The 19,176-nt window shown below is 45.6% G+C and carries 17 protein-coding genes; 6 read left to right on the top strand and 11 right to left on the bottom strand.

Going from position 1 to position 19,176, the window contains the following annotated elements:
* The first annotated feature begins 58 nt into the window (after window positions 1-58).
* Window positions 59-559 (top strand): type 3 dihydrofolate reductase, encoded by a 501-nt coding sequence (gene folA, locus ACWPOD_RS12990; RefSeq protein ID WP_456231938.1) that lies wholly within the window; start codon window positions 59-61, stop codon window positions 557-559.
* A gap of 72 nt (window positions 560-631) precedes the next feature.
* On the opposite strand, the gene apaH is transcribed toward folA, so the two are convergent.
* The 6 genes from apaH to lptD all read right to left on the bottom strand — a co-directional run bounded on the left by apaH (window position 632) and on the right by lptD (window position 7,393).
* Window positions 632-1,438, bottom strand: a complete 807-nt coding sequence (gene apaH, locus ACWPOD_RS12995) for a bis(5'-nucleosyl)-tetraphosphatase (symmetrical) ApaH (RefSeq protein WP_167426957.1) — start codon at window positions 1,436-1,438, stop codon at window positions 632-634.
* A gap of 15 nt (window positions 1,439-1,453) precedes the next feature.
* Complete coding sequence (gene apaG, locus ACWPOD_RS13000; protein WP_005379668.1) at window positions 1,454-1,834, bottom strand: Co2+/Mg2+ efflux protein ApaG; 381 nt, start codon at window positions 1,832-1,834, stop codon at window positions 1,454-1,456.
* A 75-nt stretch (window positions 1,835-1,909) separates the two neighbouring features.
* Window positions 1,910-2,719 (bottom strand): 16S rRNA (adenine(1518)-N(6)/adenine(1519)-N(6))-dimethyltransferase RsmA, encoded by an 810-nt coding sequence (gene rsmA, locus ACWPOD_RS13005; protein ID WP_005379669.1) that lies wholly within the window; start codon window positions 2,717-2,719, stop codon window positions 1,910-1,912.
* A complete protein-coding gene (pdxA, locus tag ACWPOD_RS13010) occupies window positions 2,716-3,714 on the bottom strand; it encodes a 4-hydroxythreonine-4-phosphate dehydrogenase PdxA (RefSeq protein WP_167426956.1) in 999 nt (332 codons plus the stop codon). The genes rsmA and pdxA overlap by 4 nt, the downstream gene beginning before the upstream one ends.
* Window positions 3,704-4,987, bottom strand: a complete 1,284-nt coding sequence (gene surA, locus ACWPOD_RS13015) for a peptidylprolyl isomerase SurA (RefSeq protein WP_006742728.1) — start codon at window positions 4,985-4,987, stop codon at window positions 3,704-3,706. The genes pdxA and surA overlap by 11 nt, the downstream gene beginning before the upstream one ends.
* 60 nt (window positions 4,988-5,047) lie before the next feature.
* Window positions 5,048-7,393: an LPS assembly protein LptD gene (gene lptD / locus ACWPOD_RS13020; protein ID WP_006742729.1), complete on the bottom strand. Its 2,346-nt coding sequence runs from the start codon at window positions 7,391-7,393 to the stop codon at window positions 5,048-5,050.
* 266 nt (window positions 7,394-7,659) lie between these two features.
* Between lptD and djlA the strand changes: the two genes are divergently transcribed.
* Window positions 7,660-8,514 carry a co-chaperone DjlA gene (gene djlA / locus ACWPOD_RS13025; RefSeq protein WP_005383076.1) on the top strand — a complete coding sequence of 285 codons (855 nt, stop codon included), beginning with the start codon at window positions 7,660-7,662 and terminating at the stop codon, window positions 8,512-8,514.
* A 100-nt stretch (window positions 8,515-8,614) separates the two neighbouring features.
* On the opposite strand, the gene ACWPOD_RS13030 is transcribed toward djlA, so the two are convergent.
* The 5 genes from ACWPOD_RS13030 to leuA form a co-directional block, all read right to left on the bottom strand.
* A complete protein-coding gene (locus ACWPOD_RS13030; RefSeq protein ID WP_046874030.1) occupies window positions 8,615-9,397 on the bottom strand; it encodes a DUF547 domain-containing protein in 783 nt (260 codons plus the stop codon).
* Between the two features lie 351 nt (window positions 9,398-9,748).
* Entirely contained in the window at window positions 9,749-10,351 is a 603-nt protein-coding gene (gene leuD, locus ACWPOD_RS13035) for a 3-isopropylmalate dehydratase small subunit (protein WP_046874029.1), read from the bottom strand.
* Between the two features lie 11 nt (window positions 10,352-10,362).
* Window positions 10,363-11,763, bottom strand: a complete 1,401-nt coding sequence (gene leuC / locus ACWPOD_RS13040; RefSeq protein WP_039841408.1) for a 3-isopropylmalate dehydratase large subunit — start codon at window positions 11,761-11,763, stop codon at window positions 10,363-10,365.
* Between the two features lie 81 nt (window positions 11,764-11,844).
* Window positions 11,845-12,936, bottom strand: coding sequence for a 3-isopropylmalate dehydrogenase (gene leuB / locus ACWPOD_RS13045; protein WP_046874028.1), 1,092 nt, complete (start codon window positions 12,934-12,936; stop codon window positions 11,845-11,847).
* Window positions 12,937-13,018: 82 nt separating this feature from the next.
* On the bottom strand, window positions 13,019-14,566 hold the full coding sequence (gene leuA / locus ACWPOD_RS13050) for a 2-isopropylmalate synthase (protein WP_006742733.1): 1,548 nt from the start codon (window positions 14,564-14,566) through the stop codon (window positions 13,019-13,021).
* A gap of 514 nt (window positions 14,567-15,080) precedes the next feature.
* On the opposite strand from leuA, the gene ACWPOD_RS13055 reads away from it, so the two are divergent.
* The 4 genes from ACWPOD_RS13055 (at window position 15,081) to calR (ending at window position 19,145) form a co-directional block, all read left to right on the top strand.
* Entirely contained in the window at window positions 15,081-15,878 is a 798-nt protein-coding gene (locus tag ACWPOD_RS13055) for an SH3 domain-containing protein (protein WP_046874027.1), read from the top strand.
* A gap of 152 nt (window positions 15,879-16,030) precedes the next feature.
* Window positions 16,031-16,579: a phosphatase PAP2 family protein gene (locus tag ACWPOD_RS13060; protein WP_046874026.1), complete on the top strand. Its 549-nt coding sequence runs from the start codon at window positions 16,031-16,033 to the stop codon at window positions 16,577-16,579.
* 3 nt (window positions 16,580-16,582) lie between these two features.
* A complete protein-coding gene (locus tag ACWPOD_RS13065) occupies window positions 16,583-17,629 on the top strand; it encodes an MJ1255/VC2487 family glycosyltransferase (RefSeq protein ID WP_005392259.1) in 1,047 nt (348 codons plus the stop codon).
* 556 nt (window positions 17,630-18,185) lie between these two features.
* Window positions 18,186-19,145: a LysR family transcriptional regulator CalR gene (gene calR / locus ACWPOD_RS13070; protein ID WP_005379693.1), complete on the top strand. Its 960-nt coding sequence runs from the start codon at window positions 18,186-18,188 to the stop codon at window positions 19,143-19,145.
* The last annotated feature ends 31 nt before the right edge of the window (window positions 19,146-19,176 follow it).

The following is a 19,176-nucleotide window of genomic DNA, read 5'->3' on the forward strand; positions in this document are numbered from 1 at the left end:
TCTAAAGTGTTATTTAGGTATAATTTGCGCTCAAATTTCTTCAAGGTAAAGTATTTCTATGATTAGCATGATTGCGGCAATGGCACATAACGGTGCTATTGATAAAGAAAAGCCAATGATCATCGGTAACAATAACTCAATGCCTTGGCACCTTCCTGCAGACTTTGCTTGGTTCAAAGAACATACACTAGGTAAGCCTGTGGTCATGGGGCGTAAGACTTTTGAGTCAATTGGTAAAGCTCTACCAAATAGGCTCAATATAGTCATTACCAGAGACCCATCTTATGCAGCAGAAGACGTAATAGTAGTAAGCTCTACTTTAGAGGCGCTAGAAGCTGCCAAAGGTCATGATGAGGTTATGATTATCGGCGGTGGTAGTATCTATGAAGCATTTCTTGATAAAGCTGATAAGTTGTATCTAACTTTTATTGATGCTGATGTTGAGGGAGATACTCAATTTCCTCAATGGGATGATGGATTCCAAGAAACGTACACTAGAGAATATCAAGCTGATGAGAAAAACGCTTATAACATGCGTTTTACGATTTTAGAAAAATAATCAAATTGAGCCGAATAAGAAAAGCACCGCAAATGCGGTGCTTTTTGTTTTCTAGTCCGGCAATCAGAGCCGTTAACTGAGTGCTTCTTGAGTGAAGACTTGCTTATCTTCCCAACGGATCATGGTCAGGCTTCCGCCCCAAACACAGCCAGTATCCAGACCGATGATCTCTTCGTCTACATGGCCTTGTAGTGCAGCCCAGTGACCAAATAACACCGTTTTATTGAGGTGAACGCGCTGAGGTACATCAAACCATGGAATAAGTTCGTTACCGGAAACTTGTTGTGGTGGTAGTTTACAATCCATATCCAAACGACCATCGGGGAAACAAAAGCGCATCCGCGTAAAAGCATTGATAATATAACGGTATCGGTCCAAACCCTGTAGAGAGTCATCCCAGGAATCAGGTTGATTACTGTACATGTTTTTTAAGAGCCAAGGCAGCTCTTCACTTTGGATGATGCGTTCAACTTCGCGGGCACATTTTCTTGCGGTTTTTAGATTCCACTGCGGTGATATACCAGCGTGACACATCACGAACTCGTCATGCTCAGCCATAAGAGGTTGCTGAGCTAGCCATGCTAATAGATCTTCTTTGTCGGGTGCTGTGAAAATAGGCGCGGTTTTATCTTTGTCTTTGACCTTTTTTATCCCGTGAGCAACGGCGAGCAGGTGAAGGTCGTGATTACCAAGCACCACTGTTGCGCTTGTGCCAAGTGACTTCACAAAGCGTAAAGTTTCTAGTGATTTAGGCCCTCTGGCGACCAAATCACCAGCGAGCCAAAGTTGGTCTTTTTTCGCAGAGAAAGAGACTTGTTCTAGTAGTCGCTGCAATTCATCAAAACAGCCTTGAATATCACCAACAATATAAGTAGCCACTGAATCTCCAATTTACTAATTTAAAACATTTGGAACAGCAAGACGAAATGGTTCAATTTCGGTGATGAACTCCTGTCCTTTTTCATCCAGCATTTTGTAGTGCCCTTGCATAACGCCGACAGGGGTTTCTAACGCGGTTCCGCTACTGTACGTGTATTCATCATTGCTTGGAATAAAAGGTTGTTGACCCACCACACCGTCACCTTCAACCGTCATTTGCTTGCCATTCGAGTCTGTGATTAACCAGCGACGGCTCACTAACTGCACGGTTTGTTGGCTAAGGTTTTTGATGGTGATGATATAGGCGAAAACGTAGCGTTGTAGCTCAGGATTGGACTGTTCTTCGATGTATTTGGTGTGAACTTGAATTTTGATGCAAGGTTGAATGACGTCCATGTGCACTCCTCAGAAACGTAATATCCCAATAATAATAAGCCAAACCGGCAAGGGTTTGGCTTATCGTTTGAGTTCTTAGTGCTGCGGGTTATCCGCAAGCCAGTTCGCCATCGCGACGAATTGTTCTAGCGTCAGGTTCTCTGGACGCATGCTTGGATTAACACCTAGCTCTTCTAGTACTTCTGTGCTTAACAACGATTTGTAGCAGTTACGAACTGTTTTGCGACGTTGGTTAAAGCCTTCACGACAAACGCGATCCAGCAAACGCAGATCTTTCGCAGGGCATGGTAGCTCTTCGTATGGCACTAGACGAACGACAGCAGAGTCCACTTTCGGTGGTGGAACGAATGCCGTTGGCGGCACTTCCAGTACTGGTACCACTTTACAGTAGTACTGAGCCATTACCGTTAAACGGCCGTAAGCTTTGCTGCCAGGACCGGCAGCTAAGCGGTTTACCACTTCTTTTTGCAGCATAAAGTGCATGTCTTGAATGTCTTTATGGAATTCAAAAAGGTGGAACATCAATGGTGTAGAGATGTTGTACGGCAAGTTACCGAAAATGCGTAGCTTGTTGTTTGGCTTCACTAATTGAGTGAAGTCAAAACGCATAGCGTCACCCTCATGGATGGTCAACTTATCCGCCAGTTCAGGGTGAGTACGTAGGCGTTCTGCCAGATCGCGGTCTAATTCGATAACTGTGAACTTATCCACTTCACGACCTACCGGCTCAGTGATTGCACCAAGACCAGGACCGATTTCAACCAGGTTTTGACCTGGTTTTGGGTTAATCGCTGATACGATTCCATCAATAATGTATGGATCGTTCAGGAAGTTTTGACCAAAACGTTTACGCGCTTTGTGTCCTAAATGGACATCATTTCTCATTGTTTCTTCTCTACCAAATCTATCGCATGCGTGAGCGCTGTTCGGAAACTCCCTGTATCCGCTTGACCTGTCCCTGCCAGATCTAATGCAGTACCGTGATCCACCGATGTTCTAATAAAAGGTAGACCAAGAGTAATGTTTACTGAACGACCAAAGCCTTTGTATTTTAATACTGGCAACACTTGGTCGTGGTACATGCCTAAAACAGCATCAGCATCATTTAAATATTTTTCATTGAAAATGGTATCTGCCGGCAAAGGGCCGAGCAGGTTGATACCTTTTTCTTGTCGAATCTTTTCCAGTGTCGGAGTGATGGTTTCGATCTCTTCACGACCTAAGCAGCCATCTTCGCCAGCATGAGGGTTAAGCCCGCAAACGTAGATGTTTGGTTGTGCGATAGCAAACTTTTCTACAAGGTCTTTATGAAGAATATCGATGATTTTTTCTAATCGCTCTTCGGTGACCGCTTTGGACACATACGCTAAAGGAATATGTGTTGTGACCAGCGCCACGCGTAGCCCTTCCGTTGCTAGCATCATGACGACTAGCGGCGTTTTTGACTTCTCGGCGAAAAACTCAGTATGACCACTGAATGCAACACCTGCGCGATTAATCACCCCCTTATGAACAGGGCCGGTGACAATAGCATCAAATTCATCATTCATACAGCCTAAAGCGGCTCTTTCTAGCGTTTTTAGTACATAGTGACCATTCGCTTCGTTGAGCTCGCCTGCGACCGCAGGTTCCGATATTTGGATATGATCAACGATAAGCGTGCCTGCTTTTTGTGCTTTAGGCATTTCTTCTGGATTGTAATCAGACAGTTGGACTTCAATGCCAAGCTGCTTGGCTCTGTCCATCAACATATTTTTATCGGCGCAGACGACAATTTGGTGTGCCCAATCTTCCTTCGATAGGGCAAGCACTAAGTCTGGGCCGATACCCGCAGGTTCCCCTGCAGTTACGACAATTCTACGAATTGTATTAGTTGTCATTGTTGTCATCCACGATTTCAACAAACGCACTTGCGCGTAGCTCTTGCATCCATGCGCCCGCTTCTTCATTAAATTTACGGTTAAATAGAATACGGTAAGCCTTATTCTTCATCGCTGAGTCAGTGCGGTCAACTTGGCGACGATCCAACACTTCAACGATATGCCAGCCGTGAACGGTTTTGAACGGTTCGCTGATTGAGCCAACAGGCAGAGTTTCTACTTGGTGTTTAAATTCTGGCACGTACAGATCTGGCGTTTGATAACCTAGCTCACCGTCTTGAGCTGCCGAGCCAGGGTCTTGGCTGTATTGCGTTGCCAATTGAGCGAAAGTGGCTTCGCCAGCTTTGATGCGGCGTACAAACTCATTCAGTTGCTTCTTCGCCCCTTCGTCACTCAGAATCACGGTTGGTTTAATCAAAATATGACGCGCATTTACTTCCGTTACCGCAACCGTTTCTAAGCCTTTTACATCTTCAATTTTTAGGATGTGGAAACCGACGCCACTGCGGAATGGGCCAATGATGCTGCCTTTGTTTTGCATTTTGATCTGATCGGCAAAGATGGTTGGCATCTCTTCTTTACGCATCCAACCCCAGTCACCACCTTGTAAAGCTTTAGGACCTTTTGAGTAGGTGTAGGCCATCTCCGTAAAGTCTGCACCTTCGTTTAGCTTTTTCGCCAGCGCTTTTGCTTCTGCTTCTACAGCAGACTTTTCTTTGTCATCAGAGAAGCGCAGTTGAATGTGTCCAATTTTGTATTGAACGGTCGCATTGGTTTCTTGTGATAGTTGCTCAGCAAGGCTGTCGACTTCTGCTGGAAGGATATTTATACGGCGACGAACCAGTGCATTACGGGCTTCTGAAGCGGCGATTTCCTTACGGATTTGTTCGCGGAATTCTGGGTAACTCAAGCCTTCACTTTCTACAGAAGCGGCGAGTTGTTCTACAGATTGTTCATTATTACGTGCGATCTCCGCAATCGCTTGGTTTAAGCGGTTATCGTCAATACGCACACCGATACGATCTGCTTCTTGGCCTTGCAACGTGTCAATAATCAGCTTTTCAACAACTTGTTCTTTTAACACGCTAGCAGAAGGTAAGCTCTTTCCGCTTTGACGTGCGTTGGCTTGCAGCGTTTTCATCGCTGTTTCGATGTCGCTTTGTAGAATTACACCGTCGTTCACGATGACCGCAACCTTATCGATCTCTACTGGTGCTGCAACCGCTCCGCAAGAGAGTAGGGTCGTGAATAAGATTGATTTCCAAATTTTCATTTAAAATTCCGTCAGTATTTTTTGAATAGGCGTCTTATTCATTTAAGACGCCTATTTCGATTAATTGTTCAGATAGAATGGGCGGCCGTACTTAATCGCGTTGTCAGAACCGTCCAGTTCTTTGACTGCAGTATCTTCACGCTGATTGGTCGCAAAGCCTTGAATACCGAAGTTAACGCTAAAGTTATTTTCGTATTCAGGTGATGCGCCAGTGCTGCCGATAGTTTGGTTTTCCCAACCAAGCAATTGGTTGGCGTAAGTCACACCAATGTACCAACAGTCAGACTGGTAACGCAGGCTCGCTAGCCATTCTAGGTCCGCATTTTCATTTAGGTCGTAGTAGTATTGACCACTTGCAGACCAGTTCGGGTTGAACTCGTAGGCCGCTACAATACCTGCTTGTGAAATGCCTTTACGAGTAATTGTGTCTAGGTTTTCGAGAATGATCGTATCTTCGATGTATTCACGCGTGACGTAACGATAGTTACCCTGAATAAAGCCACCGTTAAATTGGTACTCTAAGGTACTGTTCGCCAACTGCATGGAGCTCAAATCGATATCGTATTGAATTCCACCGTGATAGAACAAGTAATCGTTGTAGTTGAAATCAGCTTCAATCGCCCATGATGAGTAGTTGGTGGTCTCATCCGGAAGATTTGGGCTGTTGCTCAGTTTGGTCTTTTTATCGAAGTAGTAAATCTGACCAAATGAAACGTTAAGACGCTCTTTATAGTCATCATCAAAGAAGCGAGTACTCGCACCGTAGCTTAACTGGTTCGCAGAGGCGATTTTATCAATGCCACTGTACTTACGACTGCGGAATAGCCCGTAGTAGTCGGTTTGTAGCAAGGTGGTATCGTAGTTGTAGATATTGGTTTGATCTTCTTCAGGTACGTACAAGTACTGTAGCTGAGGTTCCAGTGTTTGTGTGTAGCCCTTGATCCAACTCGTGTCTCGCTCTAAGTAAAGTTGCGCATGCGTACGGAACTCGGGGATAACACGAGAAACTTCGTCATCTAACTGGTTTTGCAAGTTGACATCTGTCAGACCCGTTAAGTCTTGAGAGTAGTACGTGGAAAGCACGCGAGCTTCCGTTGTCCACGTTGCCCATGAATTTGAAAGCGGCAATGTAAGCCCTGGTTCAATATGAACACGGGTCGCATTTGGTCGCGCAGCATCGCTGGTATCGAAGCGGCTCACTTGGCTCTTCACGTCAAAGTTGAGGTAATCTCCCCACAATGGCGTGTAGTAGTTCAAGTCTAACTGAGGAAGCAGGCGATAAGGGCGGTTCTCTTCTTTCAATAAGATTTGGAAGTCACGAACGGTTAACGAGGCATCCCAGAAATCAGAACGATATTGTACTTGTCCTTCTTGAACCAGTTGACCATCTTCACGGTTACCAATATCGGAGTCGAGATCGAGGAAGTAATCAATATCACTCACTTTTGAGTAATCGACTTTGACTATCCACTGTTTATTGATAATACCGTCGTGTTTAACTTGGTAGCCCCAACGAGACTCGTCTTGATATTTGCGATCGCTATTGAGGTATTCGCCTTTGATTTCACCATTTCCCCAACCATCCGTTAGGTAGCGGAAATCAGTATCGAGTTTTGTTCCACGCTGCTGCATATAGAGCGTGGTGAGCGTCATGTCATATTGAGGTGCGATGTTCCAATAGAATGGCACCTCGACTTCCATACCATCGCTAGAACCATACGATAAAGAAGGGAAGAGGAAACCCGTTTTACGCGTATCTCCAATTGGCATGGTTAGATACGGCACATAGAAAACAGGAACGTCTAACACTTCAAATCGAGGATGGTGCAGCGTCGCCGTCTCTTCATCTTGGTCAACGTCAATACCTGATGCCACTAAACGCCATGAATTGTCGCCTTGAGGACATGATGTAATAGAACCATCTTCGAGTTCATAAACCGACTGACCTGTACGCGCGATGTATGCTGCTGTGCCTCGACCTTGTTGGCAAAGGAACTGATAATCGGTGTTCTCTAGTGAAAACGTGTCTTGGTTGATGTCATTAGTAACACGATCAGATCGAGCTTTGACTTGGCCGTCATTGAAAGTCACGTTGCCTTCGGCAACCACGACGTTATCTTGTTGGTGCAGCGTTACGCTATCTGCGGTGATTTTCTTCTGGCCTTGGGTGACTTGTACATTACCTGAGTACTGAGCTTTGTCACCATTGATGGCTTGCAGGGTGTCAGCTTCTACCACTACTGGGGTATTAAGAGCGTCCTCCTCGCCACTGGTATCGACCAAACATTGATCTGTGGCGGGCATTTCCTGCACACTATCATGGATATTCGCTTCAGCTTGAGTGGTGGGTACAAACAAGGCGGTGCTGATAGAGGCCGCTAAACATGTGCGGGAGAAATGTTGCATTGAATTGAACTTTCCTGTGTCACTACTACTCGATGGCTATAGGGCTTGTTGTACCCTAGCGTAATAGCCAAATGAATCAACTATAGTCGCATTTATCCCAGCGTATTGATTCACTGTGGCATAATGACGACAAAATAGCTGCAAAGATAAGCAGGCGAAATGGCCTAGCCGAAATAAAACTAATTCCATTATCATAAAGGAAATCGTTGCATCCGGCACTATAAGACCGCCGTCGTCGATAAAAATTCATTGATAGAGAACACATAATGCATATTTTTGGCAAAATTCTGGGTGCCTTTTTTGGCTTGTTACTTGGCGGGCCGCTAGGTTTACTCTTTGGCTTATTTATTGGCCATCAATTCGATAAAGCACGTCGCTTGAGTCAAGCCGGGTTCTCTACTGGCGGCTTTGGAAAAGGGCCGAGCCAAGCTCAGCGCCAAGAAGAATTTTTTAAAGCGGCGTTTGCGGTAATGGGACATGTGGCAAAAGCGAAAGGCCAAGTCACCAAAGAGGAAATCCAACTGGCTTCTGCCATGATGGATCGCATGAATTTGCATGGCGAACAGCGCCGCGCTGCGCAAGATGCGTTTCGTGAAGGTAAAGACAGTGACTTTCCGTTAGAAGACGTTCTTGTTCGTGTGAAAATTTCGACAGCAGGCCGTTTTGACTTGTTGCAATTTTTCCTTGAACTACAAATCTCGGCGGCCTTTGCTGACGGCTCGATTCATCCTAGTGAACGAAATGTGTTACACAAAATAGCACGTGGTTTGGGTTTCTCTTCTGAGCAGCTAGAGCGTCGCTTGCAAATGCAAGAAGCCGCATTCCGTTTCCAAAGCCAGGGTGGTTTTCATGGTCAGCATCAAGGCCAATCTTCTGGTGGTAGCTGGCAACAAGCTTCACAAGCGGATCAATTGGCTGACGCGTACAAAATTCTGGATGTGTCTTCAGATGCCGACAGTAAAACCGTCAAGCGTGCTTATCGTAAACTGATGAACGAGCATCACCCAGACAAATTGATGGCTAAAGGTCTACCACCAGAGATGATGAACGTAGCGAAAGAAAAATCTCAAGAGATTCAAAACGCTTACGATCTGATTAAAAAGGTCAAAGGCTTTAAGTGATTTTGTCAAAATCTAGAAAGTAAAAAGGGCACTTGGTGCCCTTTTTAGCTTTTGGGTTACGGGTGACCAAAAGCGTTGCAAGCTGAACGGTGGCGATAAATTAGTCAGTTTGATTCAAACTCCAATCGTATTCGTACTTCACTTTTCCAGAGAAGTCTTTGTACTGTGGCGCGTACTTTGCGATGTGGTTGAAAACTTGTTTTTCTCCACCAAAGTCCGCTGCAAACCAATCATAAATGGAAGACAGCTGTGCCGTGTTTCCTTGGATAGATACGCCTTTGTTGCTGTTAATAAACGTTCTGGCAGCACTTTCAAGTAAGGCTTCAGTGTTTTCGGCAGTGAATGCTTGAGCTTGTAGGTTAGGGCATCCCAAACTTGCACAATTTACGGCGTAATGCGTTCTTGGGTCATTCCAAATTGGACGCAAAATTCGATGTTCAATATCGTTTAAAGTTAGATCCTTGCCGTTGACCACGACCACATCGTCTCCCCAAGGACCAAAGCTAAATAAGCCACCCAGCTTGGTGATGGATTCGACGGGATAGTTATCCAAAATAAGGTCAACCGTGATGGCGTTGTAAAGGTTCACCCAATAGGCGTATTGCTCTGCTTGGTTGTACTGCAATGGATCGAGTTTTACCAGTCGTCGGATGTACTGCTTTAACTTCGCTTTGTCGGAAGCCGTGACTTTGCTATAGCGGAACAAAGTATTCTCACCTTGTTCAACCAAGTAATTGTCTAACAGTTGTTGCCATTCCTGGTGCGAAATGTGTGTTTGGTTGGCCTGATTCGATTGTTGCCAATACGGCCACAAGTCAGATTTAGGAGCAGCGAACGCCGAGAAAGAAACCAGAGCACACAATAGCAATAACAGACGCTTCATAGAGATACCTTTGAATGAGATATTGTTGATAGTGTAGACCTGTTTAGTGCTTGTTTTCTTTCAGTAATCAGTAATCAGTTATCTGTTGCCTTTATTCTCCGTCATTCCGAGGAGCATAAGCGACAGCAGGAATCTAATCCCCACAAACGCTTGAGTAAAGAAAGTATGAATCTGCACAGTGCACACTCTGGCAGTCGATCCTGCATCACGCTCCTTCGCCGCTGTTCAGGATGACGAATTTTAACAGAGGCGTTCGGTATTCCGTAAGTAAAGCGTTATAAAATCAGTCACCTAAAACATTAAAAGGGCCGACAATTGCCAGCCCTTGATTTGTGTATTTACTAATGCGTTTTAACGCAAGAAGCTTGGAATATTCGCTTCGTATTCCGCAATTTTGTCTTCGTGTTGAAGCGTTAGCCCAATGTTGTCTAAACCATTTAACAAACAGTGACGACGGAACTCATCAATTTCAAAACCATATTCTTTGCCGTTGGCGCGAACCACATTCGCTTCTAGGTCCACTTCCACTTCTGCGCCTTCATTCGCCTCAACAAACTGGAAGATTTCATCCACTTCTTGCTCAGTCAAGCGAACTGGTACCATTTGGTTGTTGATCGAGTTGCCGTAAAAAATATCGGCAAAGCTTGGTGCGATCATCGCTTTGATGCCGTAATCCGCTAGTGCCCACGGTGCGTGCTCACGAGATGAACCACAACCGAAGTTTTCACGCGCTAGCAAGATAGAAGCGCCTTGGTAGCGCGGAGCGTTCATCACGAACTCTGGATTTGGCTGTTCGCCAGCATCATCTAGGAAGCGCCAGTCATGGAATAGGTGCTTACCGAAACCTAGGCGAGAGACCTTTTGTAGGAACTGCTTTGGAATGATGGCATCAGTATCAACGTTCGCTGCATCTAGAGGAACAACTAAGCCTGTATGTTGTTTAAAGCCTGACATTTGTTTGCTCCTTAGTCTAGTTCACGAATATCTACAAAGTGACCAGCAATTGCTGCTGCCGCTGCCATCGCAGGGCTCACTAGGTGTGTACGGCCATCACGACCTTGGCGGCCTTCAAAGTTACGGTTTGAAGTAGACGCACAACGTTCATGTGGACCCAAACGGTCGTTGTTCATTGCTAGACACATCGAGCAACCTGGTAGGCGCCACTCAAAGCCCGCCTCTTTAAAGATGACATCTAGGCCTTCTGCTTCCGCCTGCGCCTTTACTTGCTCAGAGCCAGGAACGATTAGCGCTTGAACGTGAGACGCGACTTTGCGACCTTTCGCCACTTCCGCCGCGGCGCGCATGTCTTCGATACGTGAGTTAGTACAAGAACCAACGAAGACTTTATCGACGTTGTAATCCGACAATGACTTGCCCGCTTCCAGACCCATGTAAGCCAGTGCTTTTTCTGCCGATGCTTTTTCTACTGGGTCGGCAAAACTTTCTGGGGCTGGGATTGGTTGGTCTACCGCGATAACTTGGCCTGGGTTAGTACCCCAAGTGACTTGTGGTTTGATATCCGCTGCGTTTAGTGTCACGACCGCATCAAACTGAGCATCATCGTCCGTTTTTAATGTCTTCCAATATTCTACAGCGGCATCAAAATCCGCACCTTGAGGTGAGAACTTACGGCCTTTGATGTATTCGAACGTGGTTTCATCTGGCGCAATCAAACCGGCTTTTGCACCTAACTCAATCGCCATGTTACATACGGTCATGCGGCCTTCCATTGAAAGGTCTGTGATCGCTTCACCACAGAATTCAACTACGTAACCGGTACCGCCTGCTGCTGTCGTTTCACCGATGATGGCTAGCACGATATCTTTCGCCGTGATGCCCGGAGCCACTTTGCCTTTCACTTCGATCTTCATCGTTTTAGCGCGCGCTTGTTTTAGAGTTTGAGTTGCTAATACGTGCTCAACTTCAGAGGTACCAATACCAAAAGCTAGCGAGCCGAATGCACCGTGTGTAGCAGTGTGCGAGTCACCACAAACAATGGTCATGCCCGGCAGGGTAATACCAAGCTCTGGGCCCATAACGTGCACAATACCTTGGTATTTATGGTTGATGTCGTAAAGCGTAACGCCAAACTCTTCACAGTTTTTCGATAGCGTTTCCATCTGGATACGAGCCATCTCACCGGATGCGTTGATGTCTTTGGTGGTGGTCGAAACGTTGTGGTCCATAGTGGCAAAAGTTTTGCTGACCTGACGCACTTTACGACCTTTTTCACGCAAGCCGTCAAATGCTTGTGGAGAGGTCACTTCATGTACCAAGTGACGGTCGATGTACAAGATAGGGTTTTCCCCTTCTGCTGCGACGGCAACGTGTGCGTCGTAGACTTTTTCGTATAGTGTTTTCCCCATTGCTTCCTTTCCTCGTCGTCCTTGTTATCACAACCATGTTGTAGACTGCGAACGACAGTTATATTTATAAATTCAGTCTATTTATGCGTTCAAAATGTACTCAGCAATCTTATCGCCCATTTCAGACGTTGAGAGTGCCGGGTTGTTGCCTGCAAGGTCGCCTGTTAGCTCGCCAGCTGAAAGTGCTTTCGACACCGCTGCTTCGATGTCTTGTGCTGCGGCTTCTTCGCCAAGGCTATAACGTAGCATCAGTGCTGCCGATAGGATTTGTGCTACTGGGTTGGCGATGTTCTTACCTGCGATATCCGGTGCACTGCCGCCTGCTGGCTCGTACAGACCGAACTTACTTTCGTTAAGGCTTGCTGAAGGCAGCATACCCATTGAGCCAGTGATCATTGCGCACTCATCAGAAATGATGTCGCCGAAGATGTTTGAACACAGCATGACGTCGAACTGTGCTGGGTCTTTGATAAGCTGCATGGTTGCGTTGTCGATGTACATGTGTGATAGCTCGACATCTGGGTAATCTTTCGCGATTTCTTCGACTACTTCACGCCATAGGATTGAACTTTGTAGAACGTTCGCTTTGTCGATTGAGCAAACTTTCTTGCGACGTAGACGAGCAGACTCAAAGGCGATTTTTGCAATACGTTCGATCTCAAAGCGGTGGTACACCTCAGTATCAAACGCTTTTTCTGTCGCGCCTTCGCCTTCACGGCCTTTTGGTTGACCGAAATAGATACCACCAGTCAGTTCACGGACCACCACGATGTCAAAACCACGGCCTGAGATGTCAGCACGAAGTGGTGAGAAAGCTTCCAGGCCTGCGTGGATTTGCGCTGGGCGTAGGTTACAAAACAGTTGGAAGTGTTTGCGTAGTGGTAGTAGGGCACCGCGTTCAGGTTGGTCATTTGGTGGCAAGTGTTCCCACTTCGGACCGCCAACTGAACCGAATAGGACTGCATCAGACTCTTCACACGCTTTTACGGTGCTTTCTGGAAGTGGAGAGCCGTGATTATCGATCGCGATGCCGCCTACATCATGTTCGTCACGCTCAAACGCAATACCGTGCTTCTTTTCGATAGCATCCAATACCTTGTGTGCTTGCGCCATTACTTCCGGGCCGATGCCGTCACCGGGTAGGACGGCAATTTTGTATGATTTGTCTGTCATGTTAATCCTTTAAGTTTTCTAATTTTGAGCTTAATTATTTCAACGAGCGTGTTCTTTCCTGAGCCATGTAGCTCGGTTGTTATTACACAGTCGCAATCTTTTTCTGCTTCATTTCTTCGATTTTGTCTGCACGGTGGATGCTATTAATAACGTGCAATAGTGCTTGGCCGGAAGCTTCAACGATATCGGTGGAAACGCCCGTACCGTGGTATTTACGACCTTTGTAGTTGGCAATGATGTCAGCTTGACCCAAACCATCTTCACCTTCGCCTTTCGCGGTTAGGTCGAATTTATCCAGTACGATGTCGTAGCCTGTCACGCGGTAGATACATTGGTATAGCGCATCAACTGGGCCATTACCGACTGCCGCTTCACACATTTCTTCATCGCCACATTGCATTTTGATGCTGGTGGTGGCCATTACGCTGCCCGATTGCACGCTTAGGTAGTTCAGTTTGTAGAAGTCATCTTCTTCACGCAGGTTCGAGAAGTGCATTAGGGCCTCTAGATCGTAATCGAACACTTGGCCTTTGCGGTCGGCAAGTTTCAAGAAGTCCGCGTATAGAGCGTCTAGGTTGTACTCGTCCTCGTTGTATCCCATGGTGTCCATGTGGCTCTTCACGGCTGCGCGACCACTACGGCTGGTTAGGTTTAGTGCTTGGTTTTTAAGGCCAATCGACTCAGGGGTCATGATTTCGTAGGTATTCTTATTCTTTAACATGCCATCCTGGTGGATACCTGAAGAGTGGCTAAAGGCATTCGCGCCCACAATCGCTTTGTTGCTCTGAATTGGCATGTTGCATAATTGGCTCACCAATTTACTGGTGCGGTGAATTTCATCATGTTTGATGCCAGTGTGAACACCCAAGAACTCTTGACGCGTCTTGATGATCATTGCGATCTCTTCAAGAGAACAGTTACCTGCTCGCTCACCAATGCCATTGATGGTGCCTTCTATCTGACGTGCGCCGGCTTGAACGGCGGCAATAGAGTTGGCAACTGACATCCCCAAGTCGTCGTGACAGTGAACGGAGATGATCGCTTTATCAATGTTTGGAACGCGGTTGAAAAGGGTTTGAATAATGCCACCAAACTCGCTTGGTACTGTGTAGCCAACGGTATCTGGAATGTTGATTGTGCTCGCACCTGCATTGATGGCAGCTTCTACCATGCGACATAGGTTGTCGATAGGAGTACGACCTGCATCTTCACAAGAAAACTCGACATCATCGGTGTAGTTACGCGCATGTTTAACGGCGTTGACCGCCATTTCAAGTACATCGTCGTAGCTGCGGCGTAGTTTGTCTTCTACGTGAATGGTGGAAGTGGCTAAAAACGTGTGAATACGGAATTGGTCGGCCACTTTTAATGCTTCAGCGGCGGCATCAATATCTTTCGCAACGGCACGCGAAAGGGCACAAACTCGACTGTTTTTGATGTTTTTTGCAATGGTTTGTACCGACTCGAAATCACCAGGTGAAGAGATTGGGAAGCCAGCTTCGATAACATCAACGCCGAGTCTTTCCAGCGCATAGGCAATTTGCAGTTTTTCTTTAACCGTCAAGCTTGCTGACAACGCTTGCTCGCCATCACGCAATGTGGTGTCGAATATAATGACCTGATCGTTCATGTTTGCTTCCTTCCTGATTTCTGCACTTTACGTGCAAGTTAATCGTTTACTTCCAGTATTTAGATATAAAAAAACCCGCATTCTCATGCGGGTTCTTAGAAATTGGTGTGGTTATTTTTCTTCCACAGCCTACCCGCGCGAACTGGTCACGATCAGGAGGAGGCTAAGCAGAATAGAAAAATGAGCTGACATAGTTGTTAAGCTTTCCACATAATTAAGTTAACAAATTAGTACCGCACTCCATGGAGCGCGTCAACCCTAAAGTCGATTTTTTATTCATATCGGATGAGTCTTTTCATTTGCTCGAGAAAAATGATGCGCTAAGTGAAACAGCATGGTGCGATAGAAACGTGCTAGAAGAGGCAAGTTCTCATCAAGTTTGCGACGTTTCATTACCAAAACAAACATTGGGATTGCGACTTGTCACACAAAGGCCCGAATTGTTTGGCAAAAGTTTTGAATGACCATTTATAGTAGTGCAGTTGCACTAGGTAAAAAGAAGGGTTAAGGAATAATGAGGTTAGCAAAACAATTTGGACGTTCAGCCGCAGTATTTACTCTGGTCAGCTTATCGGGTTGTCAGCTGTTTCAATCTCAAACCTATATGGCAGAGATTTCCCCTGTTGTTGTTAATGATCACTCTCAGAGTGTCATGGTGATTAATGATCAAATGGATCGATTCTTGAGCTACGAGGGACGTGAGTCGTTTTTGAATCAAATGCTCGTTGCTCTTGAGTCGGACAGTCGAGATAAATTTAAAGGCAAAGATCCGGAAACCTATTCGTGGTGGAAGATCCGAGTGCAACCTAGTGAGAAACAACAAGCGGAAGTCTTCCGACCAACAGCTGACGGTGTGGATACCTCAAACCCCGTTGAGTTTATGGATGTCTCCTATCGCTCTAAGACCACATTAAACCTGCGATCCAAGCCGAGCCTAGAAGGAGAAAAGCTTGGCGTGTTATCGAAAGGGGAAGTTTTTAATGTGTTGGCAAAAGTGGTGGATCAACCTTGGTTTCTCGTTGAACAGAAAGGCGTGATAAAAGGTTATGTCCATAAGGATTATGCGCGCAGCAATGTGGTAAATCGTGACATTCTATCGACACAGCCTAATCCTCTTTTAGAGTCTGCTTCGAGCACAACTGAGCAAACGGGCATCGAGCATGAACTGTCAGGAAATTACACTTGCCGCTCCCTTAGCTACGAGCTAACAAAAGATGGCGACATGACGATGGGCTCTTTGCGCGCCTGTCGTAAGAAGAGAAAGGTCTGGTACATCGATACGCCTCAACCGCAGCAAGCAAACCCTTCTTAATAGATCTCTCCTATGATTGTGCTCAATAGATAGATTATTGGGCACACTCTAATTTGGCATTTGTCATTAATTGTCCAAACTCCCGTCATGCAGTTGTCACCTAAACCTCCTACTTTTCACACAACGGCGTTGTCAAAGTAAGGAAAGGTCACATGCGAACCATAGAGACAGTTACACAGCCAATTGCAACCATTGCTAAGTTTGATTTAGCGCTCTCTAGTGTTTGTCTTAAGCACCGTTTTAATCAGCAAGTTGCCAACATCAGTAAAGGAGTCTCCCACAGTGGTGACGGACATCTGTACTTGGTGCTAGGTTTATTAGCTTGGTATTTAGATAAAGAGCAGGGAGTCTGGTTTTTATTGGCGGGTTTACTTGCTTTTGCCATCGAGTTGCCAATTTATTGGGCGCTGAAAAACAGTTTTAAGCGTCGTCGCCCTGAAGAACTCAGTGCACTCCTTCCTGCTTTTATTACCCCATCAGATCGCTATAGCCTGCCTTCAGGACACACTGCCGCTGCGTTTGTCATGGCGACGCTGATTGATCATTTCTATCCGAGCCTAGGCGTTGCTGCATTCTTTTGGGCAAGTTTAATCGGAACCGCGCGAATCTTATTGGGGGTGCACTTTTTTACCGATGTCATCATTGGTGCACTGCTAGGTAGCCTTTGTGGTGGGTTAGCGATTGCGATGCTGGGAGGCTAATTGATGAAAATCTTATACGGTGTTCAAGGGACAGGAAACGGACATATTGCGCGTGCGAGGGCGATGAGTCATGCGTTTAAAGAGCACGATGTTGAGGTCGATTTTTTGTTTTCTGGACGAGCGCCTGAAAAGTACTTTTCAATGGAAGCGTTTGGCGATTATCAGACTCGCCGAGGCTTCACCTTTATCACTGAAAAAGGTTCAGTGAACTATGCGAAAACAGCATTGAGTAACAATTTGGTGCAATTTTGCAAAGAAGTTAAACAGCTTGATTTGTCGTCCTATGATCTCGTGCTCAATGATTTCGAGCCTGTTACGGCATGGGCGGCAAAACAACAAAATAAGCCGTCGATTGGTATCAGTCATCAAAATGCTTTCCGTTATCCAGTGCCGTTAAAGGGAGCGAGTTGGTTAGACAAATCCGTCATTGAATACTTTGCGCCTTCTCAACACCACCTTGGTTTGCATTGGCATCATTTTGATCAACCTTTGCTACCACCGATAGTGCATACCGTCGATAGCCAAGCAGAAAATGATGATTTTGTTTTGGTGTATCTACCGTTCGAATCCATTGAAGACATCTCGGATTTACTGTTCCATTTTAACCAGCAAGCGTTCATCTGTTATCACCCCGATGTGATCGAATGTGAGCAAGTGGAAAACATAGAATTACGCCCTTTATGCCACAGCAACTTTCAGCATCATTTGCATCGGTGTAGTGGTGTCATTGCCAATGGTGGATTTGAGCTCCCTTCGGAAGCTCTGTCTCTAGGGAAAAAATTATTGCTTAAGCCACTCGCAGGTCAGTTTGAGCAACAAAGCAATGTCGCGACCTTAGAAGACTTAGGACTTGCGATGTCGATGGAGAGCTTAGACATTTCCGCAGTACGCCAGTGGCTAAAGGAGCAACAAGCCGAAAGTGTGAAATACCCAGATGTTGCTCAGGCCATTGTTCATTGGGTATTGCAAGGCGCGTGGGATTCACAAGCGGAGTTATCCAAACAGTTGTGGGAGCAAGTTGATTTCCCAAGTTACGTGTCGAACATTTAAGTACGTTGTTCTAAGTACATTGTTCCTTCCTATTTTTGACACGATTTTGTTGCAGCCTTTCAACCTAGAAGGCTGCATTTTTATTCTCTCTCTTTCATTTCTATTCAATGTGTATTTGCTGATAATTTGACTGATAAGTGCAAATTTCACTCAGAGATATAGTCGTCATCTGTTGGTTTGTTCTCAACTGATAACCAAGGTAAATGCATGCGTGTGGTGACCATCCGTCTCATCAATTTGCTAAATACTTCCTCAAAGAATGCGCTTTTACGTGTTTTATAGTTTTTTATGTTTTTATCAAGCCATTGTTATTTAAAGGGTAAATACCTAATCGGCTAAAATTTACTGATTAAATATCAATCTAGTTGCGAAACCGCAATCGATTAGTTGATAGTACAGTTCGAGCCGGAAGTATCCGGACGGCAAATATAATAAAAAGTTAGGTTATCTATTCGTAAAATGATTCGAATCCAGCCGCCGTCTTTTGTGCGAGATGGGATTCTATTCGTTATGAATTTAATGAACAAAGTTGACGATTACAAAAGAGGCGCACTCAATGTTAGAGAAGAAAGATGCGATGAGCGCAATTGCTAGCTACCGTATGGAAAGCACTTTGCGTGGTGTAGATTTAAACCTACTGACTGTATTTGATGCTGTGATGCAAGAGCAAAATATTACTCGTGCAGCACATAACTTAGGCATGTCTCAGCCGGCAGTAAGTAATGCCGTGGCACGTCTAAAAGTGATGTTTAACGACGAGCTGTTTATGCGTCAGGGCCGTGGTATTCAGCCAACGCAACGTGCTCGTCAATTGTTTGGCCCAATTCGCCAAGCATTACAGCTGATTCGTAATGAACTTCCTAGCTCCGTATTCCAACCAGAATCTTCGACTCGCTTATTTAAGCTGGCGATTTGCAGCCCTTGTGACATGCGTTTTGCTCCGAAGATCATGGCAAAAGTGAATCAACAAGCACCAAACGTTCAGCTTCACCTAGATGCAGAATTTGACCGTCTGTTGTCTGAGCGTATGCGCTATCAAGAAATTGATTTCGTGATCGATTATGCTCGCTTTGATGAGCAAGGTTTCTCAAGTACTGAAATCTTCAAAGATGAATTAGTGGTTATCGCGTCAAAAACACACCCACGCATTCAAGGTGGTGTAACGGCCGAGCAACTGCTTAACGAAAAACATGCGAAGTTATCGAAAGTGCACGGTCAACGCAGCTTCTCAGAACAAGCATATCGTGAACTGGATTGCCAAGCCGCGTACGAAGGCTCTAGTCTAAGCAACCTACTATATGTGGTGGGTCAATCTGAGCTTGTGACTATCGCGCCACGTTGGATGGCAGAAAATGCGGTAAACAGCGATCAGCTGCAAATTCTAGACTTCCCATTTGCAAACAAGGAAATCAGCGGCTTCTTAAGCTGGCATGAATCAAGTGAAAAAGATAAAGGCCACATTTGGCTGCGCGATCAACTGATGATCACTTGTGGTGAAGTGGTTGCCGCAAAATAAGATGACGTTTGGTCTTATCTGTTAAGACCAT

This window comes from Vibrio sp. JZG120 (assembly GCF_053890955.1).

Bases quoted from the DNA above. Each gene is read 5' to 3' on its own strand.
- leuA (WP_006742733.1), bottom strand. From the start codon at position 14,566: ATGAACGATCAGGTCATTATATTCGACACCACATTGCGTGATGGCGAG.
- ACWPOD_RS13060 (WP_046874026.1), top strand. From the start codon at position 16,031: ATGCGAACCATAGAGACAGTTACACAGCCAATTGCAACCATTGCTAAG.
- djlA (WP_005383076.1), top strand. From the start codon at position 7,660: ATGCATATTTTTGGCAAAATTCTGGGTGCCTTTTTTGGCTTGTTACTT.
- apaG (WP_005379668.1), bottom strand. From the start codon at position 1,834: ATGGACGTCATTCAACCTTGCATCAAAATTCAAGTTCACACCAAATAC.
- folA (WP_456231938.1), top strand. From the start codon at position 59: ATGATTAGCATGATTGCGGCAATGGCACATAACGGTGCTATTGATAAA.
- calR (WP_005379693.1), top strand. From the start codon at position 18,186: ATGTTAGAGAAGAAAGATGCGATGAGCGCAATTGCTAGCTACCGTATG.
- rsmA (WP_005379669.1), bottom strand. From the start codon at position 2,719: ATGAGAAATGATGTCCATTTAGGACACAAAGCGCGTAAACGTTTTGGT.
- leuC (WP_039841408.1), bottom strand. From the start codon at position 11,763: ATGGGGAAAACACTATACGAAAAAGTCTACGACGCACACGTTGCCGTC.
- ACWPOD_RS13055 (WP_046874027.1), top strand. From the start codon at position 15,081: ATGAGGTTAGCAAAACAATTTGGACGTTCAGCCGCAGTATTTACTCTG.
- ACWPOD_RS13065 (WP_005392259.1), top strand. From the start codon at position 16,583: ATGAAAATCTTATACGGTGTTCAAGGGACAGGAAACGGACATATTGCG.
- ACWPOD_RS13030 (WP_046874030.1), bottom strand. From the start codon at position 9,397: ATGAAGCGTCTGTTATTGCTATTGTGTGCTCTGGTTTCTTTCTCGGCG.
- pdxA (WP_167426956.1), bottom strand. From the start codon at position 3,714: ATGACAACTAATACAATTCGTAGAATTGTCGTAACTGCAGGGGAACCT.
- lptD (WP_006742729.1), bottom strand. From the start codon at position 7,393: ATGCAACATTTCTCCCGCACATGTTTAGCGGCCTCTATCAGCACCGCC.
- leuB (WP_046874028.1), bottom strand. From the start codon at position 12,936: ATGACAGACAAATCATACAAAATTGCCGTCCTACCCGGTGACGGCATC.
- leuD (WP_046874029.1), bottom strand. From the start codon at position 10,351: ATGTCAGGCTTTAAACAACATACAGGCTTAGTTGTTCCTCTAGATGCA.
- surA (WP_006742728.1), bottom strand. From the start codon at position 4,987: ATGAAAATTTGGAAATCAATCTTATTCACGACCCTACTCTCTTGCGGA.